The sequence below is a fragment of the Pseudomonas sp. G11 genome, from assembly GCF_029457515.1.
GTDB classification, from domain to species: domain Bacteria; phylum Pseudomonadota; class Gammaproteobacteria; order Pseudomonadales; family Pseudomonadaceae; genus Aquipseudomonas; species Aquipseudomonas gorinensis.
The window spans coordinates 3,810,894-3,831,992 of record NZ_CP120377.1 but is presented as its reverse complement, the minus strand read 5'-3'; the positions used below and the strand labels follow the sequence as shown (position 1 = coordinate 3,831,992).

At 60.6% G+C, this 21,099-nt stretch carries 20 protein-coding genes; 9 read left to right on the top strand and 11 right to left on the bottom strand.

All coding sequences use genetic code 11. The features are described 5' to 3' along the window. Positions 1-21 precede the first annotated feature (21 nt). A complete protein-coding gene (locus P2T68_RS17750) occupies positions 22-1,167 on the bottom strand; it encodes a glycerate kinase (RefSeq protein ID WP_277377953.1) in 1,146 nt (381 codons plus the stop codon). Between the two features lie 91 nt (positions 1,168-1,258). After that, on the bottom strand, positions 1,259-2,365 hold the full coding sequence (locus P2T68_RS17745; protein ID WP_024075367.1) for a sugar diacid recognition domain-containing protein: 1,107 nt from the start codon (positions 2,363-2,365) through the stop codon (positions 1,259-1,261). A 173-nt stretch (positions 2,366-2,538) separates the two neighbouring features. Between P2T68_RS17745 and P2T68_RS17740 the strand changes: the two genes are divergently transcribed. Further along, entirely contained in the window at positions 2,539-3,849 is a 1,311-nt protein-coding gene (locus tag P2T68_RS17740) for an MFS transporter (RefSeq protein WP_024075366.1), read from the top strand. 157 nt (positions 3,850-4,006) lie between these two features. Here the strand turns inward: P2T68_RS17740 and P2T68_RS17735 are convergent, their stop codons facing one another. Further along, the gene (locus P2T68_RS17735) at positions 4,007-4,711 is read right to left on the bottom strand and encodes an SDR family oxidoreductase (RefSeq protein ID WP_069076028.1); all 705 of its coding nucleotides are present in this window, start codon (positions 4,709-4,711) and stop codon (positions 4,007-4,009) included. 101 nt (positions 4,712-4,812) lie between these two features. On the opposite strand from P2T68_RS17735, the gene P2T68_RS17730 reads away from it, so the two are divergent. After that, positions 4,813-5,715, top strand: coding sequence for a LysR family transcriptional regulator (locus P2T68_RS17730; protein WP_024075364.1), 903 nt, complete (start codon positions 4,813-4,815; stop codon positions 5,713-5,715). 81 nt (positions 5,716-5,796) lie between these two features. Then, positions 5,797-6,807 carry an aldo/keto reductase gene (locus P2T68_RS17725; protein ID WP_168232640.1) on the top strand — a complete coding sequence of 337 codons (1,011 nt, stop codon included), beginning with the start codon at positions 5,797-5,799 and terminating at the stop codon, positions 6,805-6,807. Positions 6,808-6,841: 34 nt separating this feature from the next. On the opposite strand, the gene P2T68_RS17720 is transcribed toward P2T68_RS17725, so the two are convergent. Beyond that, on the bottom strand, positions 6,842-7,318 hold the full coding sequence (locus tag P2T68_RS17720) for an Lrp/AsnC family transcriptional regulator (protein WP_024075362.1): 477 nt from the start codon (positions 7,316-7,318) through the stop codon (positions 6,842-6,844). A 134-nt stretch (positions 7,319-7,452) separates the two neighbouring features. Between P2T68_RS17720 and rarD the strand changes: the two genes are divergently transcribed. Then, a complete protein-coding gene (gene rarD / locus P2T68_RS17715; RefSeq protein ID WP_102623395.1) occupies positions 7,453-8,334 on the top strand; it encodes an EamA family transporter RarD in 882 nt (293 codons plus the stop codon). A 55-nt stretch (positions 8,335-8,389) separates the two neighbouring features. On the opposite strand, the gene hppD is transcribed toward rarD, so the two are convergent. Both hppD and P2T68_RS17705 read right to left on the bottom strand, forming a co-directional pair. Next, positions 8,390-9,466 (bottom strand): 4-hydroxyphenylpyruvate dioxygenase, encoded by a 1,077-nt coding sequence (hppD, locus tag P2T68_RS17710; protein WP_024075360.1) that lies wholly within the window; start codon positions 9,464-9,466, stop codon positions 8,390-8,392. 245 nt (positions 9,467-9,711) lie between these two features. Then, positions 9,712-10,635 (bottom strand): DMT family transporter, encoded by a 924-nt coding sequence (locus P2T68_RS17705; RefSeq protein ID WP_277377952.1) that lies wholly within the window; start codon positions 10,633-10,635, stop codon positions 9,712-9,714. A gap of 77 nt (positions 10,636-10,712) precedes the next feature. On the opposite strand from P2T68_RS17705, the gene P2T68_RS17700 reads away from it, so the two are divergent. From P2T68_RS17700 to P2T68_RS17690, 3 genes are all read left to right on the top strand, one after another. Beyond that, complete coding sequence (locus P2T68_RS17700) at positions 10,713-11,624, top strand: LysR family transcriptional regulator (protein WP_024075358.1); 912 nt, start codon at positions 10,713-10,715, stop codon at positions 11,622-11,624. 47 nt (positions 11,625-11,671) lie between these two features. Further along, positions 11,672-13,213, top strand: a complete 1,542-nt coding sequence (locus P2T68_RS17695) for an EAL domain-containing protein (protein WP_277377951.1) — start codon at positions 11,672-11,674, stop codon at positions 13,211-13,213. Between the two features lie 198 nt (positions 13,214-13,411). Continuing rightward, positions 13,412-13,777 (top strand): histone-like nucleoid-structuring protein, MvaT/MvaU family, encoded by a 366-nt coding sequence (locus P2T68_RS17690; protein ID WP_024075356.1) that lies wholly within the window; start codon positions 13,412-13,414, stop codon positions 13,775-13,777. Positions 13,778-13,886: 109 nt separating this feature from the next. Here the strand turns inward: P2T68_RS17690 and P2T68_RS17685 are convergent, their stop codons facing one another. Next, complete coding sequence (locus P2T68_RS17685) at positions 13,887-14,423, bottom strand: DUF4946 domain-containing protein (protein WP_069076032.1); 537 nt, start codon at positions 14,421-14,423, stop codon at positions 13,887-13,889. Between the two features lie 199 nt (positions 14,424-14,622). Between P2T68_RS17685 and gloA the strand changes: the two genes are divergently transcribed. Then, positions 14,623-15,144, top strand: coding sequence for a lactoylglutathione lyase (gene gloA / locus P2T68_RS17680; protein WP_024075354.1), 522 nt, complete (start codon positions 14,623-14,625; stop codon positions 15,142-15,144). Between the two features lie 51 nt (positions 15,145-15,195). On the opposite strand, the gene ahpF is transcribed toward gloA, so the two are convergent. From ahpF to P2T68_RS17665, 3 genes are all read right to left on the bottom strand, one after another. Continuing rightward, the gene (gene ahpF / locus P2T68_RS17675; protein WP_069076033.1) at positions 15,196-16,761 is read right to left on the bottom strand and encodes an alkyl hydroperoxide reductase subunit F; all 1,566 of its coding nucleotides are present in this window, start codon (positions 16,759-16,761) and stop codon (positions 15,196-15,198) included. A 126-nt stretch (positions 16,762-16,887) separates the two neighbouring features. After that, positions 16,888-17,451 (bottom strand): alkyl hydroperoxide reductase subunit C, encoded by a 564-nt coding sequence (gene ahpC / locus P2T68_RS17670; protein WP_003173835.1) that lies wholly within the window; start codon positions 17,449-17,451, stop codon positions 16,888-16,890. A 133-nt stretch (positions 17,452-17,584) separates the two neighbouring features. Next, a complete protein-coding gene (locus P2T68_RS17665; RefSeq protein WP_024075352.1) occupies positions 17,585-18,517 on the bottom strand; it encodes a site-specific integrase in 933 nt (310 codons plus the stop codon). A gap of 170 nt (positions 18,518-18,687) precedes the next feature. Here P2T68_RS17665 and P2T68_RS17660 point away from each other — a divergent pair, with 170 nt between their 5' ends. Next, positions 18,688-19,695, top strand: a complete 1,008-nt coding sequence (locus P2T68_RS17660; protein WP_024075351.1) for a DNA-binding protein — start codon at positions 18,688-18,690, stop codon at positions 19,693-19,695. Here the strand turns inward: P2T68_RS17660 and gorA are convergent, their stop codons facing one another. Continuing rightward, on the bottom strand, positions 19,696-21,054 hold the full coding sequence (gene gorA / locus P2T68_RS17655; protein WP_277377949.1) for a glutathione-disulfide reductase: 1,359 nt from the start codon (positions 21,052-21,054) through the stop codon (positions 19,696-19,698). Positions 21,055-21,099: the final 45 nt, after the last annotated feature.

Sequence of the window (21,099 nt, the reverse complement as noted above, 5' to 3'; positions counted from 1 at the left end):
CCGCCCAGTGTAGGGGTGGCTCTATCGGCGGTGCAACGCCGCCAACCGCCACACCCGCGCAATATCCGCCGACCTCTGCCGCAACAAGCGCGGTGCCTCACTGCACGCCTGCTCCAGGCTCATCGGCCCGGAGGGCAAAGCAAAAGCCGCCGCCACCCCATGGGCGTACATCTGCTCGTAGCCCTCGCCCAGGGTGCCGGCGATCACGATGACAGGGACGTTGTGCCGGTGAGCGATACGCGCCACACCAAACGGGGTTTTGCCCCGCAGGGTCTGGGCGTCGAAGCGGCCTTCGCCGGTGATCACCAGGTCGGCGCCGCGTACGGCTTCGTCGAGGCCCACCAGTTCGGCCACCACCTCCACACCGGCGCGGAACTGTGCGCCCAGAAAGGCCTTGGCGGCGAAGCCCAGGCCACCGGCGGCACCGCTGCCGGGCTCGTCGCGCACGTCCCTGGGCAGGACCTGGGCGCAATGGTCGGCAAAGTGGCCAAGGGCGGCGTCCAGCTGTTGGACTTGCTCGGGGTTGGCGCCTTTCTGCGGGCCGAAAATCGCCGAGGCGCCGTGGGGACCGCATAACGGATTGTTCACGTCGGCGGCGATATCGAAACGCACTTGGGCCAGGCGCGGGTCCAGTTGCTCGAGGCTGATACGTGCCAGTTGGCCCAACGCCAGGCCACCCGGTGCCAGGGCCTGATCTTCGGCGTCGAACAGTTGCACACCAAGGGCCTGCATGGCCCCCGCGCCGCCGTCGTTGGTCGCGCTGCCACCAATCGCCAGGATGATGCGTTGGGCGCCAGCATCCAGGGCCGCGCGGATCAGTTCGCCGGTGCCATAGGTGGTGGTCCGGCATGCATCGCGCTGGCCTGGCGGCACCCGTTGCAGGCCGCTGGCCTCGGCCATTTCGATGATGGCGGTGTGGCTGTCGGCCAACCAGCCCCAACGCGCGTCAACCGTCGCGCCGAGCGGGCCGCGTACGCGCTGGTGACGCAGCTCGCCATTGCACGCCGCAAGCACCGAATCCACCGTACCTTCACCGCCATCCGCCATCGGGCACTGGATCAACTGTGCATCCGGCCAGACCTGGGCCAAGCCTTCGGCAATGGCCTGGGCGACGCCGTCGGCACTCAGGCTGTCCTTGAACGAGTCGGGGGCGATGATGATTTTCATGGGCTTTCTCCGGTTTTTATGACGCCCATGCTGCCAGTTGGCTCCGGGAATAACGCCGGTCCGATGCACAAGTACGGGTGGGGTTTGTTGTTCATTCGGACAAAGGCTGGGGCAATAGCTGCACGCCAAGGTACAGCGCGAGCATGCCATCGAGGGTCAGCGGGTCGACGCCGCTCAGCTCGGCGATGCGTTCCATGCGGTAGCGCAGGCTGTTACGGTGGATACCCAAGGCATCGGCGCAAGCCTGGCTTTGCCCATCGTGATCGCACCAGCTGCGCAACGTGGCCAGGAGTTGGCCGTTACTGTCTTTGGCCAGCACTTTGCGCAAGGGGTTGAGCAGCTCGTCCAGCGCATCGTCGTTGCGATGGCGCCACAGCATCACCGGCAGACGGTAACGGTTGAGGGTCAACAGGCGCGACTGGGGCAAGATATCGCGCCCATAGGCCAACAAATCGCCGACCCTGCGGTAGCATCGACGCAATCCCGCCAGCCCATCGGCCTGCCCGCCAACGGCGACGCGCAGGATGTTCCAGCCCAGGCCCTGAAGCTTCTCCAGCAGGCGGAGGTTGTCCACCGGCACGGCTGCCGGTCGGCACCACAGCAGGGAAAACTGCGCCGAGCTCACACACCAGCTGTCCGGGTAGCGCGATGTCAGCCAGGCACTCAAGGCCTCCGCCGATTGCCCCACCCCCAATTCGAACAGGTAAGGCGTGCGTGCCATCTGCGGTTTGAGCCCCAGTTGTTGGGCTTCGTCCACCAGGCGGGGAGAGTCGCCGCTGTCAGCCAGCAACAAGGCGAGCAGATCGTCGCAGCGCTGGCGCCGCCATTGTTGTTCAACCTGCTGGTGACGTTGGCTGACCAACATTTCGGCGGTCATGCGCACCAGCTCGGCATAGGTGCGCAGCCCTTCCGGCTCGCCGGTGATGCCCAGCACGCCGATCAGACGTTGGTCATGCATCAACGGCAGGTTGATACCGGGCTGTACGCCTTTGAGGTGCTTGGCAGTCTGCCCATCGATTTCGACCACGCGGCCATTGGCCAATACCAGTTGCGCCCCTTCGTGGCGGGTGTTGATGCGTTCGGGCTCACCGCTGCCGAGGATCAGGCCCTGGCTGTCCATGACGTTGACGTTGTGGGGCAGGATCGCCATGGTGCGGTCGACGATATCCTGCGCCAAGTCATGATCCAGCTCGAACATGGGGCCATCTCCTGGAAAGAAGTCGTTGAAAGGGAGGGTTGTTCATCGGCACAGCGCAAACGATGCTTCACTGTGCGCGAGCACAAAGACAGCACCCCGCCAGGTGGCCGAGACTCGTTGGGCGATCAACGTTACCTGCGCATCGCGAAAAATCATAATAAAGAGAGATCCCCATGTCACAGAGCGCCGCTGCCACACTGGCCACCGATGACGATAAAAACGCCATCTACAAGCGCATCACCCTGCGCCTGATTCCCTTCATCTTCATCTGCTATCTGTTCAACTACCTCGACCGGGTAAACGTTGGCTTTGCCAAGTTGCAGATGCTCGATGCCTTGAAGTTCAGCGAAACCGTCTACGGCCTTGGCGCCGGGATTTTCTTTATCGGCTACGTGCTGTGCGGCGTGCCGAGCAACCTGGCGTTGACCAGGTTCGGCCCACGACGCTGGATTGCATTGATGATGATCGTCTGGGGCACGCTGTCGACCTGCCTGCTGTTTGTCACCACGCCGACGCACTTCTATACCTTGCGCCTGTTTACCGGTGCCGCAGAAGCGGGCTTCTTTCCCGGCGTGGTGTTGTACCTCTCGCAGTGGTTCCCGACGTTCCGCCGTGGTCGCATCATGGCCTTGTTCATGTCGGCGATCCCGGTCTCCGGCTTGCTCGGCAGCCCGTTCTCCGGCTGGATTCTCAACCACTTCGCTGCCGGCCAAGGCGGCCTCGCGGGCTGGCAGTGGATGTTCCTGCTGCAAGGCATCCCGACCGTGATCCTCGGCGCCCTCGCCTACTTCCTGCTCAGTGACAGCTTCGCCAACGCCAAGTGGCTCAAACCCCATGAGCGCGCGGTGCTGGAGGCCGACCAAGCGACGGATTTGGCGAACAAGCCGAAAACCACCACGGACTCCCTGGGAGAAGTGTTCAAGAATCCGGCGATCTGGGCTTTCGGCCTGATCTACTTCTGCATCCAGAGCGGCGTGTACGCGATCAACTTCTGGCTGCCGTCGATCATCAAGAACCTGGGGTTCAGCGATAACCTGGTGATTGGCTGGCTCAGCGCGATTCCCTATCTGCTGGCCGCGGTGTTCATGTTGCTGGTGGGCCGCTCCGCCGACCTGCGCAAGGAACGGCGCTGGCACTTGGTGGTGCCGATGCTGATGGGCGCAATCGGCCTGGTCATCGCGGTGAATTTCGCCACCACGCCGGCCATTGCGATTCTTGGCCTGACCATCGCGACCATGGGCGCCCTCACCGGCCTGCCGATGTTCTGGCCGGTGCCGACCGCCATGCTCAGCGCAGGCGCAGCAGCCGGTGGCTTGGCGCTGATCAACTCCATGGGCCAGATGGCCGGCTTCCTCAGCCCGTATATCGTCGGCTTTGTGAAGGATGCCACCGGGTCGACGGATATGGCGCTGTACTTGCTGGCAGCGGTGATTGTCGCGGGTAGTGTGCTGGCGTTACGCATGACGCGGACCTTGAAGGCCTGACGCCGCTTATGTAGGAGCGAGCTTGCTCGCGAAAAACCTCAACGATAACGCGTGTTTCCTGAATCAACGCGGTGCCTGTGAGTTTTTCGCGAGCAAGCTCGCTCCTACAGAAGGCGAGGTTCGCTTAACTGGGAGACCAGTTTGCCGGGCGACAGCGCTACAGCAGACCGCCGCCGTCGATATCGATCACGGCACCGGTCATAAAGCCATTCTCCATGGCCAGCACATACCCGGCCGCCACCTCCTCCGCTTGCCCCACGCGCCCTACCGGCAACGCACCGCCCGCCTTGGCAAACATCGCCAGCCGTTGTTCTTCAGCCAGCCCGGCATATGCCGGTGTGTCGATCACGCCTGGGCTGATCACATTGACCCGACGCGGTGCCAGCTCCTTGGCCAGTTGCTTGCCCAATGCTTCAGTGGCGGCGTTGATACCGGTCTTGATGAACTGCCCCGGTGCCAATTTTCTCCCCAACTGGCCAGAGGTCAGGCTGATGCTGCCGCGCTCATGCATAAAAGGCAGGGCCAACTGGATGGCGCGCAGTGAACCCCAGAGCTTCACGTTGAAATTGTCCTGGGCTTCGTCCAGGTCCGTTTCGACCAGGGGTTTGGCCCGTACCGAAGGGCCCGAGGTATAGACCAGGTGGTCAAAGCGCCCCACGCGTTCGAACAGTTGCTGGAGGGAGTTGGCGTCGGTCACGTCCACCGGTTCGCTGCGCACGCCGTTATCGACGCCGGAGGACAGGCGTCGGCCGGCCAACACCACCTGCGCACCACGTGCGGTCGCCGCCTTGGCCACGGCGGCACCGATACCGCTGCTGCCGCCGATTACGATCACGGTTTGACCGCTGAGGGAGGATGTCATGGGGAAATGTCCTGGGTTAGAAAGTGAGCGTTCATCTTCCCAGCTTGGCAATCGACGAAAAATCCCGGTAAAACGACAGGATCTTTAAAGGATTTTTATAAATGAGCTCGATTCTCGACCTGGAAGTCTTTGTTCGCACCGCCGACACCGGCAGCCTGTCTGCCGCCGCGCGCAGCCTGGGGCTGAGCCCGGCCGCCGCCAGCATCGCCCTCAAGCGCCTGGAAACCCGCCTGGGCAGTCGCCTGCTGGCCCGCTCCACACGCAGCATGCGCCTGACCGAAGAGGGTCGGCGTTACCTCGACAGCGTGCGCGAGGCGCTGGCGACGCTGGCCGAGGGTGAGCAAGCGCTCAGGCAGCAAAGCCACGGCTTGACCGGGTTGTTGCAGTTGGCGGCGCCGTCGGATTTCGGGCGCAACGTGGTACTGGGCTGGCTGGATGCGTTCAAGCTCGAGCACCCCAACATCCGTTTGCAATTGATGCTCAACGACAGCAATGCCGACCTGTTCCGCGAAACCGTCGACATCGCCCTGCGTTTCGGTGTCCCCCGGGACTCCAGCCTGGTGGCGCTGCCGGTGGTGCCCGATCATCGACGCATCCCCTGCGCCAGCCCCGACTACCTGGCGCGCCATGGCACGCCGCGCACCCCGACGGAGCTGGCGCAACACAACACGCTGCGCTACATGCGCCAGGGGCGCGCCAACAACACCTGGTACTTTCGCCAAGGCGCCGTGCTCCAGGAAGTCGAGGTGACGGGCGATTACCTGAGCGATGACGGTGAAATCGTGCGGCGCTGGGCATTGGCCGGCCATGGCATCGCCTATAAGGCCAACCTGGATATCGCCCGCGACCTCAAGGCCGGACGCCTGGTGCAACTGCTGCCGGACTGGCAGGGCGAACCGACGCCGTTCAACCTGATGTGCCCCCACCGCCTGCAAGTGTCGGAGCGGGTGAAGGTGTTGCACCGTTTTTTACAGGTGCGCTGCCAGGCCTTGCTGAACGAATGAAGAAACGCGCGCAGGGCTTGTTCCAGAGCCTGCGAGTCTGGTATTGCATAACGTACATTTGCGCGTTTCGAGGAGCTTTCCATGATTTACCGCACACTGGGCCAGTCCGGCTTGAAGGTCAGCGCGCTGACCCTGGGCACCATGATGTTTGGCGAACAGACCAGCACCGAGGACTCGCTGCGCATCATCGACAAGGCCTGGGACCAGGGCATCAACTTTATCGACACGGCCGACGTCTACACCGGCGGGCGCTCCGAAGAAATCGTCGGTGAGGCCATCGTGCGTCATCGCGAGGACTGGGTGGTGGCCTCGAAAGTCGGCATCGGCCCCGTCGACGGCGTACCCAACCGCAGCGGTTTGAGCCGCAAGCGGATTTTCAACGCGCTGGAAGCCAGCCTGAGGCGCCTGGACACGGATTACCTGGACATCTACTACCTGCACCGCGAAGACCACGGCACGCCGCTGGAGGTGACCGTGTCGGCGATCGGCGACCTGATTCGCCAAGGCAAGATCCGCTATTGGGGCCTGTCCAACTACCGCGGCTGGCGCATTGCCGAGGTGATCCGCGTGGCCGAGCGCCTGGGTGTCGACAAGCCGATCATCAGCCAACCGCTGTACAACATCGTCAATCGCCAGGCCGAGGTCGAACAGCTCACCGCCGCCGCCGCGTACGGACTGGGCGTGGTGCCTTACAGCCCATTGGCCCGGGGCGTGCTCAGCGGCAAGTATGCGCCCGACGTCACCCCTGAACCGGGCAGCCGCGCCGCGCGCCAGGACAAACGCATCCTGGAAACCGAATGGCGCGTAGAGTCACTGCGTATTGCCCAGCAGATCCAGCACTACACCCAAGGGCGCGGTGTGGGGATGGTCGAATTTGCGATTGCCTGGGTGCTGAACAACTCGGCAGTGAGTTCGGCGATCGTCGGGCCTCGTACCGAAGCCCAGTGGGACGCCTACACCGGAGCGCTGGATGTGCACATCAGCGCTGAGGATGAAGCGTTCATTGACTCACTGGTGACACCGGGGCATTCGTCGACGCCGGGGTTCAATGACGTGGGCCACTTCGTCTCCGGGCGAATCGCGCGACCTTGAGCCGGCGGCCATCGGTTGGATGTGCGCCGCTGGCTCAGTCCAGCGGCACATCCAGGCTGACCTTGACCCGGTCCATCACCACGATGCTGCGGAACCACTTGATATTGCGGTTCTCGTAGAACAACTGCCGGGCCAGGGTCTCGTATGCCTTCATGGTCTCCACCACGATCACCAGCATGAAATCCGCATCGCCAGTGACGTAATAGCACTGCTGCACCTGGGGAATCGACATCTGCGCCTTGAGTACATCAAGGTCTTCGATGTGCGTGCGTTCGGCGTGCACCTCCACCAGGATCGTGATCGGCTTGCCCAGCGCCTCCTGGTTGACCACCGCCGTATTAGCCGTGATCACCCCGCTCTGCTGCATGCGTTTGATTCGCCGCTGCACGGCAGCCGTCGACAAGTTGACCTGCTCGCCAATCACCCGCAGGGCGGTGGTGTTGTCATGTTGCAGGTGCTTGAGAATCGCCACATCGAATGCGTCGAGGGGTGGCTGCGGGGGGATGGACATCCGTACGAATCCTGGGCGTGAGAAAATTTCCCATAAGATGCCCCAAAACAGAGCAAACGTCTCAGCTCAAAAGCAATATATTCCCAGCCTGAAATCCCCCCTCTTTTTTAGCTATCGGTTTTCGCGAGGACAGCGTGTCTAAAGGTGTTGTGTTATCGGTATCGGCCTCGGTGTTATTTGCCGTGATGTATTACTTCACGTCATTGCTCACGCCATTGAGCGGCCTGGAGATTTTTGGCTGGCGCATGTTGCTGACCGTGCCGTGCATGACGGTGTTCATGCTGGTCACTGGCGAATGGCGACGGGTGTGGGAACTGTTGCGCAGGTTGGCGGCCCAGCCACGGCTGATTGCCGGGGTGGTGGTGTCCTCGGCTTTGCTCGGGGTGCAACTGTGGCTGTTTATGTGGGCGCCGCTCAACGGGCGCAGCCTGGATGTGTCGGTGGGGTACTTCCTGCTGCCGCTGACCATGGTGCTGACCGGGCGCCTGGTGTATGGCGAACGCCTTTCGCGCCTGCAACAGATTGCCGTGGTCTTCGCCGCCCTGGGGGTGCTGAACGAGTTGTATCAGGCGGGCGGTTTTTCCTGGGCCACGCTGGTGGTGATCATCGGCTACCCGGTGTATTTCGTGGTGCGCAAATACCTGGCAACCGACCACTTGGGCGGGTTGTGGCTGGACATGGCGTTGATGCTGCCGGTGGCCTGGTGGTTCGTGCAAAGCGGCGAACAAGGCTTCGCGGTGCTGGATGCCTATCCGAAGCTGTACGCACTGATCCCGATGCTGGGCTTGATCAGCGCTTCGGCGCTGGTGAGCTATATCATTGCCAGCCGCTTGCTGGCGTTCAGCCTGTTCGGCCTGCTCAGCTATGTGGAGCCGGTGTTGCTGCTCGGCGTGGCGTTACTGCTGGGTGAAGGGATCAAGGCCGGGCAATGGCTGACGTACATTCCGATCTGGCTGGCGGTGATGGTGCTGGTATATGAAGGCTTCAAGCACCTGGTGCGCCAGCGAAAAGCCTGACGCCAGGCAAAAAAATCGCCCGGCCGAGGCAGACCTCGACCGGGCGGTTTTTTGTTCAGTCGGCGGTCAATACACCGCGACGTACCTGGTCACGCTCGATCGACTCGAACAACGCCTTGAAGTTGCCCTCCCCGAACCCATCGTCGCCCTTACGCTGGATGAATTCGAAGAACACCGGGCCCATCAGGGTTTCCGAGAAAATCTGCAGCAACAGGCGCTTGTCACCTTCAATGGACGAGCCGTCCAACAGAATGCCACGCGCTTGCAGTTGGTCCACGGGTTCGCCGTGGTTCGGCAGGCGGCCTTCGAGCATTTCGTAGTAGGTATCCGGCGGTGCCGTCATGAAGCGCATGCCCATGCGCTTCAACGCGTCCCAGGTCTTGACCAGGTCGTCGGTGAGGAACGCCACGTGCTGGATGCCCTCGCCGTTGAACTGCATCAGGAACTCTTCGATCTGCCCTGCGCCCTTGGACGACTCTTCGTTCAACGGGATGCGGATCATGCCATCCGGGGCGCTCATGGCCTTGGAAGTCAGGCCGGTGTATTCACCCTTGATGTCGAAGTAGCGGGCTTCACGGAAATTGAACAGCTTCTCGTAGAAGTTGGCCCAGTAAGCCATGCGCCCGCGGTACACGTTGTGGGTCAAGTGATCGATGACCTTGAGGCCGGCGCCTACCGGGTTGCGCTCCACGCCTTCGAGGTACACGAAATCGATGTCATAGATCGAGCTGCCCTCACCGAACCGGTCGATCAGGTACAGCGGTGCTCCGCCAATCCCCTTGATGGCCGGCAGGTTCAGTTCCATCGGCCCGGTTTCGATATGGATCGGTTGCGCGCCCAACTCCAGGGCACGGTTGTAGGCTTTTTGTGAATCCTTGACGCGAAACGCCATGCCACACACCGACGGGCCGTGTTCGGCGGCGAAATACGAGGCGATGCTGTGGGGCTCGTTGTTGAGGATCAGGTTGATCTCGCCCTGGCGATACAGCTCCACGTTCTTGGAACGGTGGGTCGCGACCTTGGTGAAGCCCATGATCTCGAAGATCGGTTCCAGGGTGCCGGGGGTGGGCGATGCGAATTCAATAAATTCAAAGCCCATCAGGCCCATCGGGTTTTCGTATTGGTCTGCCATGTTCGGCGCCTCATCATGCTTATGATTAACGGATATCAATTGCCAGCAAGGATGAAGCGCGAGGGCGGTGCACACGAGAGGCCCCGCACGCTGCGGGCGAGGAAATCACCAAAGATGAGGGGGGAGCCGAGTAGCTTCATGGTTACATCAGTCTCTGACGGCCGAGGCTTGCGTGAGCGCAAGTCCATATTCTTGTATGCGTAAATCGATTCTACACAGCGTAACCGAGTTTGTCCGTACTCTTATCAAATCCCCATTGCCCTGACCCGCGCAAGGGGTTTGTTGCACAGGTAGATCCCCAGCAGGATGACCGCGCCCCCCATCAGCATCGGCGCAGTCAGAGGCTCTCCCAGCAGCAACGCGCCACAGATCACGGCCGTCAGCGGATTGAGCGCGATAAATACCCCGGAACGTGTCGCGCCAATGCGCCGGATACCCTCGTAGTAGCCGATATACGCCAGGGCCGAGCCCAGCACACCCAGGTACAGTAAGCTCAAGAGTTGTGGCAGATGAACGTTGCCGAGTGCTGCGGTGGTGAAGCTTCCCGTGGCCAACGTGGCAGTGCCCAGCATCGACGTCCCCAGCAATATCGACCAGGTCACCGTCTGCAAGGGGCCCAGGCTTTGGTTGAGTCCACGAGACAGCAGCGAGTAGACGCCCCACCCCGCCACGCAGCCGAGAATGAGCAGGTCGCCGATCCAGGCGTGGCTGGCCCCCTGCAACACGTGCGGGTTGCGGCTGACGATCACCGCCGCCGCGCCAACCAGGCACAACACGATGCCCAGCCACTGGGCGCGACCCAGGCGCTCCTTGAACCACAGCCAGGACGCCAGGCCGATCACCGCCGGGTTCAGCGCGACGATCAGTGATGCCCGCGAAGCATTGATGTACTGCAGCCCATAGAAGAAGCACAGGTTGTAGAAAAAGATCCCAAAAAACCCCAATACCGCCAACCGTGCCAGTTGGCGGGGGCTTGGGCGTACCAGCGCAATGCGCGCGCAAGCCAGGTACAGCAGCAGCGCCAAGCTCGCCAGGAGAAAACGCAGGCTGGCGGCCAGCAATGGATTGATCTGATCGGCCAGGTAACGCCCGGCGACGAAGGTGCCGCCCCAGACCATGGTGACGGCGGCGAGTTTGCAGTAAGTCAGGCGATCCGGGGTGGGGCTCATAGAAAGTTGCTCGAGGGACGAAAGAATGCAGTTATTCTTTTGCTAATACTTCCTCATCGTAAAATGAGTGTTTGCTCATGACACTGACTCAATTGGAAATTTTTGCCCTGGTTGCCGAGCTGCAAGGCTTTACCAGTGCGGCCCACCGGCTGGGCATCAGCCAATCTGCGGTATCCCACGCCATCAAGGCGCTGGAGCAGGAGTTGGGCGTGGAACTGTTTCGACGTCACCAGACCCTGGTGGAGCCGAGCGATATTGGCCAGCAATTACTCGGGCGCGCCCGTGCCATGCTGGGCCTGGCCAACACCCTGCAACAGGAGGCCGCCGATGCTCGAGGCATGAAGCGCGGCACCTTGCGCATCGGTTCGTTTGGGCCCACTGCGTCGAATCGCTTGCTGCCGAGCATTCTCAGGCGGTTTCGCGCAGCGCATCCCGGCATCGAAGTGCACGTGGACGAGGGGCCTGATCGGCAAGTACTCCAGTGGCTGGATGAGCGGCGTATCGACGTCGGTTTCGTGGTACTGGAACAAGAGCGCCTCGACACCTTTGCGGTGTTCGAAGACCAGTTGGTGGCGCTGTTGCCCGCCGATCATCCCCTGGCCGCACGAGAGGCCTTGACCCTGCGAGACCTGTGTGACGATCCGTTCATTCTCACCGAGGCCGGCTCCTCGGAGTTGGTCACTCGCCTGTTCAGCGCGGCCCGGTTGCAGCCGAAGGTACGCTATCGCTGCGCCCAACTGCTCAGCACCCTGGAAGCGGTCAGTCGTGGCGATGGCCTGAGCATCGTGGCAGAAGCCTCGTTACCGCAGGCAAGCGACCCGCGTTATGTCAAACGCGCGTTGTCACCCCGCGTGCCGCGCCAGATCGGCCTGGCCGTGCTGGACCGGCGTCAGTCGTCTCCTGCCACGCTGGCCTTTATCGCGATGGCACAGGCCCCGGGAATGGCGAGCATATTTCCAGCCGGCCATCTATCATCGACGCATCCCTGACCGGCCTACCGGTACATTCCCCCACTGTGTAACAGGCCGTAGAACTCATGCCGCTCACCGTCCAAGGTCCTCGAAAGCCCTTCACACGCTACTCGATCAGTGCATTGTCCGGGCTGCTGCCGATCCTGATGGGTGTCGTCATCCTGTACTGGCAAGCCGAACGCACGCTTGAACAGAGCACGGCCCAGACGGCCCAGGAGGCCGTGCGCCAGTTCGACCTGATGCTCGACAACACCGCACTGGCGGCCCAAGCCTTGCTCCCGCTGGCCGGCCAACCCTGCGACGCCGCTACGCAATTGGCCTTGCGCGAACAGGTCACGCGCCGACCGTTCGTACGCGCCACCACCTTGTCCTGGCAGGAAAACATCTATTGCAGCTCATTGTTCGGCAGCCACTACGCATCGCAGGTCAATCCGGATGATTATGTGGACGGTCGCCTGTGGTTGATGAATGGCAACCCGGTCACACCGGATACCGCGCTGCTGGTCTATCGCCTGGTCGAAGGCGACCAAGGTGCCTTTGCCTCGATCGATGGCTACCACCTGACCAACGCCCTGCGCCTGATCAGCCGCTATGCGCAATTGGTCCTGCAAGTGGGCCCCCATTGGCTGGACGCTGAGGGCAACGTGCATGACACGGCCGTGCCGCAGTTCGCGGTGGCCCATCACCACCTGGTCTCGCCGCGCTATCACTACAGTGTCGAAGCCGGTATGCCGGCGGGCGAAACCTGGCGTTATATGCAAGCGCGCTACCCGGCGATGTTCAGCCTGGTCGTGTTCTTCGGCATCCTGGCGGGCCTGCTTGCGCACTGGCTGCAAAAACGCGTGTCGGCCCCCTCCCATGAGTTACAGCGCGCGTTGGGGGCCAACGAGTTCATGCCTTATTTTCAACCCGTGGTCCGCGGCGATACCCGCCAGTGGGCGGGCTGTGAAGTGCTGATGCGCTGGAAACACCCCAAGGAAGGCCTGGTGCGCCCCGACCTGTTCATTCCGCTGGCCGAGGATTGCGGCCTGATCGTACCGATGACCCGCGCGCTGCTACGCCAAACAGCCGCGCAACTGGCGCCCCATGCCGCGCGCTTCAGCCCAGGCTTTCATATCGGCGTGAATATTACCGCCCGCCACTGCGAGGACCTGGCGCTCGTGGAAGACTGCCGGGAGTTTCTGGCGGCCTTCACGCCTGGCCAGGTCACACTGGTACTGGAGCTGACCGAACGTGAGTTGATCGAGCCCACGGACATCACCCGCCGCCTGTTCGACGCCTTGCATGCGCTGGGCGTCATGATCGCCATCGACGACTTCGGCACGGGTCATTCCAGCCTGGGTTACTTGCGTAACTTCAATGTGGACTACTTGAAGATCGATCAAAGTTTTGTCGCCATGATCGGTGTGGACGCGCTCTCGCGGCACATCCTGGACAGCATCATAGAACTGTCCGTCAAGCTCGACCTGGGCATCGTTGCCGAAGGCGTGGAAACAGCAGAGCAATGTGAATACCTTGCCGCACACGGTGTGCACTTCCTACAGGGTTATCTGTTTGGTCGTCCTTTACCTTGTGATGAATTCATTAAATCCCTGGCCCGCCATTGAATAGCCAGCGACTAATACGATGAAATAATGTTGTTCAGACAAAAGACATGATTTACTCATGACGGATTAACTACTACAATTTTTCTTGCCTGTGCAGAAGTCCGCAGGACGGCTTTTTCCTCGAGTCGCCTTAACGCGCTTGGCTTGTAGCTTTGTCTGCAGTTGATATCAGTCAAATACACTATTGGAGTACAGATTTTGTCCAGACTCGCCGAATTTCGCGCAGCAGAAAAAGCCCTTCAAGAACAGCTTGCCCAGCTGGAGTCCTTGAAGAACGATGCCGGCCTGAAGAAAGAAATCGAATTCGAAGAAAAGCTTCAAGCGCTCATGAAGAGCTATGGCAAAGGGCTGCGCGATATCATCTCGATCCTCGATCCCAACCTGGGCAAGGCCGGTGCGTCGGTTGTCGCCGCACCAAAACAGCGCCGCGCACGCGTGGTCAAGGTTTACCAAAACCCGCACACCGGCGAACTGATCGAAACCAAGGGCGGCAATCACCGCGGCCTGAAAGCCTGGAAAGAACAGTATGGCGCCGCCACTGTAGACTCCTGGCTTCGCGGCTGATCCACCGCACTAACAAAAAGCCTCGCATAAGCGAGGCTTTTTATTTTCGAGTTCGAAAACGAACTTAAATAACATTTCATTCGGTTCAAAAACGATTGATGTAACGCCATCAAAGTTTCAAGCTGTCACGCACCGAACTGACTTCATCCTTGCTCGCTTCGTAAGCTTGCGCTTGGCCCGCGTATGAAAATACATAGGCTTTATCGACATCAACAGCGCCCACCAATGTTTGCGACAGCACATGCCGCCCGTTTTCGGTAATCACGCAAGTAGTTTCGAGCGCATCGAGGCGACTCAACGTCGTGGGGTGCATCTTGGTGCAAACGCTTTGATAACCGCCTTGGGCAAAATCCTTCTGGATGGATTTACGCATTTCCAGCAATACCCCCTGAAGATTAACTTTATGTCCGGCCTCGATCGGCGTACCAGTCAACTCCATGACCATCAGGGTGCTGCCGTTTTCATCGTTCTTGATGGCCCGTTGGCGTGACACGGCGGCAGGGTTGGCGGGTGCCTGGTCGTCGGGCACCACCTCCTCCACCTGCCAGCCACTGGGCCAATGAATTTCCGGGTCGGCCGCCAGCACAAAGGGGCTGCCCATCAGCAAACACAAGGAACTCAACAGCGGTCTACGAAATTCGATCATTGCAAAAAACGCCCAAGGTTCAAGCGACAAAGTTTGAGCCTCGGCACCCACGGGCCGCAAGGTCCGTGTGGGCTTTTTCATTTGGCGCTGCGCGCAGGCCTTGCGTATCATGGTTCGGCTGCACGGATGCCAGCCGCAAGCCAAGGGACCGCTCATCTCACATCGAGCCGCATTTGCCCGATTTTTTCCTGGAGGGCCCATGAGCCTGCACGATCTGAACACTTTCCCGGGCGTCACCGCCCAACCTGACACCGCCACCGCGAACTTCGTGTTCAACCACACCATGCTGCGGGTCAAGGACATCACCAAATCGCTGGATTTCTACACCCGCGTACTGGGTTTCTCCCTGGTTGAAAAACGCGACTTCCCGGAAGCCGAATTCAGCCTGTACTTCCTGGCGTTGGTGGATAAGGCCCAGATCCCGGCCGACGCTGCCGAGCGCACCCAGTGGATGAAGTCGATCCCAGGCATCCTGGAACTGACCCACAACCATGGCACCGAAAACGATGCCGACTTTGCCTACCACAACGGCAACACCGATCCGCGCGGCTTTGGCCATATCTGCATTTCGGTGCCGGATATCGTGGCGGCATGCGAACGTTTCGAAGCCTTGGGTTGCGATTTCCAGAAGCGCCTGACCGATGGTCGCATGAAAAGCCTGGCGTTCATCAAGGACCCGGATGCGTACTGGGTTGAGATCATTCAGCCAGCGCCGCTGTAAACGAAAAAACCCCATGATCGCTCATGGGGTTTTTCATTTCCGGGCCCGGATTTACGCCGGAGCGGACGTCCGAATCAGGTGATCGAACGCACTCAGGGAAGCCTTGGCGCCCTCTCCAACCGCGATCACAATCTGCTTGTACGGCACCGTGGTCACGTCACCGGCAGCGAATACACCGGGCAATGAGGTTTCGCCACGGGCGTCGACAATGATCTCGCCACGGGGCGTCAGCTCCACGGTGCCTTTGAGCCAGTCGGTGTTGGGCAGCAAGCCGATCTGCACAAAGATGCCTTCCAACTCGAGGGTCTTGAACTCGCCGCTGTCGCGATCCTTGTATGCCAGGCCGGTGACTTTCTGGCCATCCCCCTTGACTTCACTGGTCAACGCGCTGGTGATCACGTCAACGTTGGGCAGGCTGTACAACTTGCGTTGCAGCACCGCATCGGCGCGCAGCTTGCTGTCAAACTCGAGCAGCGTGACGTGGCTGACGATACCTGCCAGGTCAATGGCGGCTTCGACGCCGGAGTTACCGCCGCCAATCACGGCCACGCGCTTGCCTTTGAACAGCGGGCCATCGCAGTGCGGGCAAAAACACACGCCCTTGGCCTTGTATTCCTGCTCCCCCGGCACACCCATTTCGCGCCAGCGGGCGCCAGTGGCCAGGATCACTGTCTTGGACTTGAGCGTCGCACCGCTTTCAAAGCGAATTTCGTGCAGCTCACCGGCATTTTTCGCCGGGATCAGGCTGCTGGCGCGCTGCAGGTTCATGATGTCGACGTCGTACTGGCGCACATGGGCTTCGAGCGCGCTGGCCAGTTTCGGCCCTTCGGTTTCCTGTACCGAAATAAAGTTCTCGATGGACATGGTGTCCAGCACCTGACCGCCGAAACGTTCGGCTGCCACGCCGGTACGGATGCCTTTGCGCGCTGCGTAGATGGCGGCTGCCGAACCGGCCGGGCCACCACCGACGACGAGTACATCAAAGGCGTCCTTGGCGCTGATTTTCTCAGCGGCTTTTTCGATGCCGCTGGTGTCGAGCTTGGCGAGGATTTCTTCCAGGCCCATGCGGCCTTGGCCGAAGTTCACCCCGTTGAGGTAGACACTGGGCACCGCCATGATCTGGCGCTCATCGACTTCCGCCTGGAACAGCGCGCCGTCGATGGCGACGTGGCGTATGTTCGGGTTCAGCACAGCCATCAGGTTCAGCGCCTGGACCACGTCCGGGCAGTTCTGGCAGGACAGCGAGAAGTATGTCTCGAAGCTGAACTCGCCTTTAAGGGCGCGAATCTGTTCAATCACTTCGACACTGGCCTTCGACGGGTGGCCACCGACTTGCAGCAGGGCCAACACCAACGAAGTGAATTCATGGCCCATGGGGATACCGGCGAAACGCAGGCTGATATCGGCACCCGGGCGGTTGATGGAGAACGACGGCTTGCGCGCATCATCGCCATCGGTTTTCAGGGTAATCAGCGTGGTGAGGCTGGTTACGTCCTGCAAAAGGGCAAGCATTTCCTGGGATTTCGCGCCGTCGTCGAGGGAGGCGACGATCTCGATCGGCTGGGTGACCCGTTCCAGGTATGACTTCAACTGAGCTTTAAGATTGGCGTCCAACATACGGGCGATTTCCTGTTCATTCGGTTTATTGCAGACAAAAAAACGCCCGAGCGAATCTCGCCCGGGCGTTTCGAGGGCGGTGTTGCTTACTTAGGTGCGGTAATCCGCCCTTGATACTTCACAGACTTAGATCTTGCCGACCAGGTCCAGGGACGGCGCCAGGGTGGCCTCGCCTTCTTTCCACTTGGCTGGGCACACTTCACCTGGGTGAGCAGCGACGTACTGGGCTGCCTTGATTTTGCGCAGCAGCTCGGAAGCGTCACGGCCAACACCACCGTCGTTCAGCTCAACGATCTTGATCTGACCTTCAGGGTTGATGACGAAGGTGCCGCGGTCTGCCAGGCCAGCTTCTTCGATCAGTACGTCGAAGTTGCGGGAGATGGTCAGGGTCGGGTCGCCGATCATGGTGTACTGGATCTTGCCGATGGCTGGCGAAGTGTTGTGCCAGGCAGCGTGAGCGAAGTGGGTGTCGGTGGAAACACTGTAGATTTCCACGCCCAGTTTCTGAAACTCGGCGTAGTTGTCAGCCAGGTCTTCCAGCTCGGTAGGGCAAACGAAGGTGAAGTCGGCTGGGTAGAAGAACACTACAGACCATTTGCCTTTCAGGTCAGCGTCGGTCACGTCTACGAAGTTGCCGTTTTTGTATGCGGTAGCTTTGAACGGTTTTACTTGGCTGTTGATGATAGGCATCGTTGACTCTCCGTCAGGGGTTAAGAAGTTGATGAAGTGAATCCTACCCACTCTTCTGGACGATGGCTCATTGGCAAACCTGATGCTGACGATTGGCTTTCTCTATCAGGCAACCGTATTAATAGAAGAAACATCAAATCAGCGCGGGAGTGGCCAAGGTCATGCCGAGAAAGGGTGTTGCTTCAACATAGCGCATGGCCGATTTCATGTCGCTCCAGCCGACGTAACTCATCAGCGACTTCAAATCCCAGCCGCTGCGATGGGCCCAGGTCGCAAAGCCGCGGCGCAGGGAGTGACTGGTGTAGTGCTCGGCAGCAATGCCCGCACGCTCAAGGGCCTGGCGCAGCAGCGGAATCACACTGTTGGGGTGCAACCCCTGCTCGCCCACGTTGCCCCAGCGGTCGATACCGCGAAATACCGGACCGCGCACCAGGGCCGACGCGCTGAGCCACTCGCTGTAGGCCTGCACCGGGCACAACCTTAGTAAAGCGGGGGTTTGGTAGGTCTTGCCGAGGTTGTCGCGATCGCTTTTGCTGCGTGGCAGATACAGGCTGATGCCGGCTCCGGGCACGGCCTGGACATGCTCGATGCTCAGCCGACATAACTCATCGCTGCGAAACCCCCGCCAGAAGCCCAGCAGGATCAGTGCAGTGTCGCGCTTGGCGCGCAACCATCGAGCTTGATCCTGAGCCTTGCCCGCCTCGATCGCCTCAACCTCAAGGGACGCCACCACTTGCTCCAGATGCTTGAGCTGCAACGGCTCGGCCTGTTTTTCCTGCGCAGGGTGCACGGCGCGAATGCCCTTGAGCACCTTGCGCACGACCGGCGCCTTGGTCGGGTCGGGGAACCCCTGGCTGGTGTGCCATTGCGCCAGCGCCGAGAGCCGCAGTTTCAAGGTGTTGACCGCCAATACCCCAGCGTGCGCCACCAGATAACGCGCCACGCTGTCGCTCGTCGCCGGCAGGAATCCGCCCCAGCTCACTTCGAAGTGCTCGATGGCCGCGCGATAGCTGCGGCGCGTGTTATCGCGGGTGGCGGCGTTGAGGTAACGATCCAGATCGCTCATGAAAGGCCTATTCGTACTGCTATCGGGGGTATCGGCGGCTGAAACCTGTTTGACACGGGATAATACGCCAATATCCCATCTGTTAAATCATGAATTTGAACCCTATTTTATTCGTGATACAGTATGTATCTACATAATACGTACCACAGTACTAAATCGACGGAGACCCCATGGCTCGCGGCGGCATAAACAAAGCAGTAGTTCAAACGGCACGCCTGGCGATCCTTGCCCGCGGCGAGAACCCCAGCATCGACGCCGTGCGCATCGAAATGGGCAATACCGGCTCGAAAACCACGATTCATCGTTATTTGAAAGAATTGGATGAGAGTGAAACCCGCCTGACCATTACCGAAGCCCCCATCGACGAGGAGCTTGGCGAACTGGTGGCGCGCTTGGCCCAGCGCCTGAAAGAGAAAGCCCAGGAGCCGATTGACCTGGCCTTGGCGCAGTTTGAACAGCAGAAGACCGCCCTGCTCGCCCAGATCAATGCGCTGGAAGAGGCCCACAGCCAGCTGCAGCAGCAATTCGATATCCAGGCCGCGGCCCTCGCCGAAGAAAGTGCCGCCCTGCAAACCGCCAGCACCAGCCTGCAGACCGAGCAAACCCGCAACGCCGGCCTCAGCCAGGCGTGCAGTGACTACGAGCTGCGGATCAGTGACAAGGACGAACAGATTCGCTCCCTGGAAGAAAAGCACCTGCATGCCAGGGATGCGCTGGAGCATTACCGCACTGCAATCAAGGAGCAGCGCGAGCAGGAACAGCGTCGCCATGAAGGCCAGCTGCAGCAGGTCCAGGCGGAACTGCGCCAGGCCCAGCAAAGCGCCATGGTGCGCCAGGACGAGATCACTCAACTGCACCGCGACAACGAGCGGTTGCTGATCGAGCAACGGGTAACAACGAAGGAACTCAGTGCATTGCAGGAGCAAATCCGCAAGGATCAGGCTCACCAGCTCAAGCTGAGCGAGCAGGTCAATCAGATCGACAACGAACGCACCGTGCTTCAGGAGCGCCTGCGCGTCGCAGTACTGGACAGTCAATCACGCCAGGAAGCGCTGATCGCCCACCAGCAGACGAACAAGGCGCTGGAACTGGACCTGATCAAGGCCCAGGCCACCATCGACGCGTTGCGCCTGGCGGCCGTCATTGCAACGGCGCCAGAGGCCACGCCTAAAGCCTGATCAGCCAGCCACGGGCGTGCGCATGGTGACGAACTCTTCCGCCGCCGTGGGGTGCACGCCGATGGTTTCATCGAAATGCTGCTTGGTCGCGCCCGCCTTGAGCGCGATCGCCAGGCCCTGCACGATTTCGCCGGCGTCTGGGCCAACCATATGGCAACCCAGCACTTTGTCGGTGTCGGCATCGACCACCAGCTTCATCAAGGTTTTCTCCTGACAGTCTGTCAGCGTCAGCTTCATCGGCCGGAACCGGCTTTCAAAGACCTGCACCGCATGGCCCTTTTCTTTCGCTTCTTCTTCCGTCAGGCCGACGGTGCCGATGTTCGGCAAGCTGAACACCGCCGTCGGGATCATCGCGTAGTCCACCGGGCGATATTGCTCAGGTTTGAACAAGCGACGCGCCACAGCCATGCCCTCGGCCAGGGCGACCGGGGTCAATTGCACGCGCCCTATCACATCGCCAATGGCCAGGATCGACGATTCGGTGGTCTGGTACAGGTCATCCACTTCGACAAAGCCGCGCTTGTCGAGTTTGACGCCAGTGTTTTCCAACCCCAGGTTATCCAGCATCGGACGACGGCCAGTGGCGTAGAACACACAATCGGCTTCCAGCACTCGACCATCTTTCAGCGTTGCCTTGAGGCTGCCATCGGCCTGCTTGTCGATGCGCTCGATATCGGCGTTGAACTGCAGGTCGAGGCCGCGCTTGGTCAGCTCTTCCTTCAAATGCGTACGCACCGAACCGTCGAAACCACGCAGGAACAGGTCGCCGCGATACAACAAGGAAGTGTGGGCCCCCAAGCCATGGAATATCCCGGCGAACTCGACGGCGATATAACCGCCCCCCACCACCAGCACACGCTTGGGCAGCTCTTTCAGGAAAAACGCCTCATTCGAACCGATCGCATGCTCGCGCCCCGGAATCTCAGGGATCTGCGGCCAGCCGCCCGTGGCGATCAGGATATGCTTGGCGGTGAAGCGCTCACCATTGATCTCCACCTGATGCGGGTCGACCAGCCGTGCGTGCCCCTCATGCAGGGTGACGCCGCTATTGACCAGCAGGTTGCGATAGATGCCATTGAGACGGTTGATCTCGCGATCCTTGTTGGCGATCAGGGTCGCCCAATCAAAGTTCGCCTCCCCCAGGGACCAGCCAAAGCCACTGGATTGCTGGAAATCTTCGGCAAAATGCGCGCCGTACACCAACAGCTTCTTCGGCACGCAGCCGACGTTCACGCAGGTACCTCCCAGGTAGCGGCTTTCTGCGACAGCCACCTTGGCACCAAAACCGGCGGCAAAGCGCGCCGCACGAACGCCACCGGAACCGGCGCCAATTACATACAGGTCAAAATCGTAGGCCATTTCACTCTCCTCGGCAGGCCATCAGCATACCGACTTACATGGGGC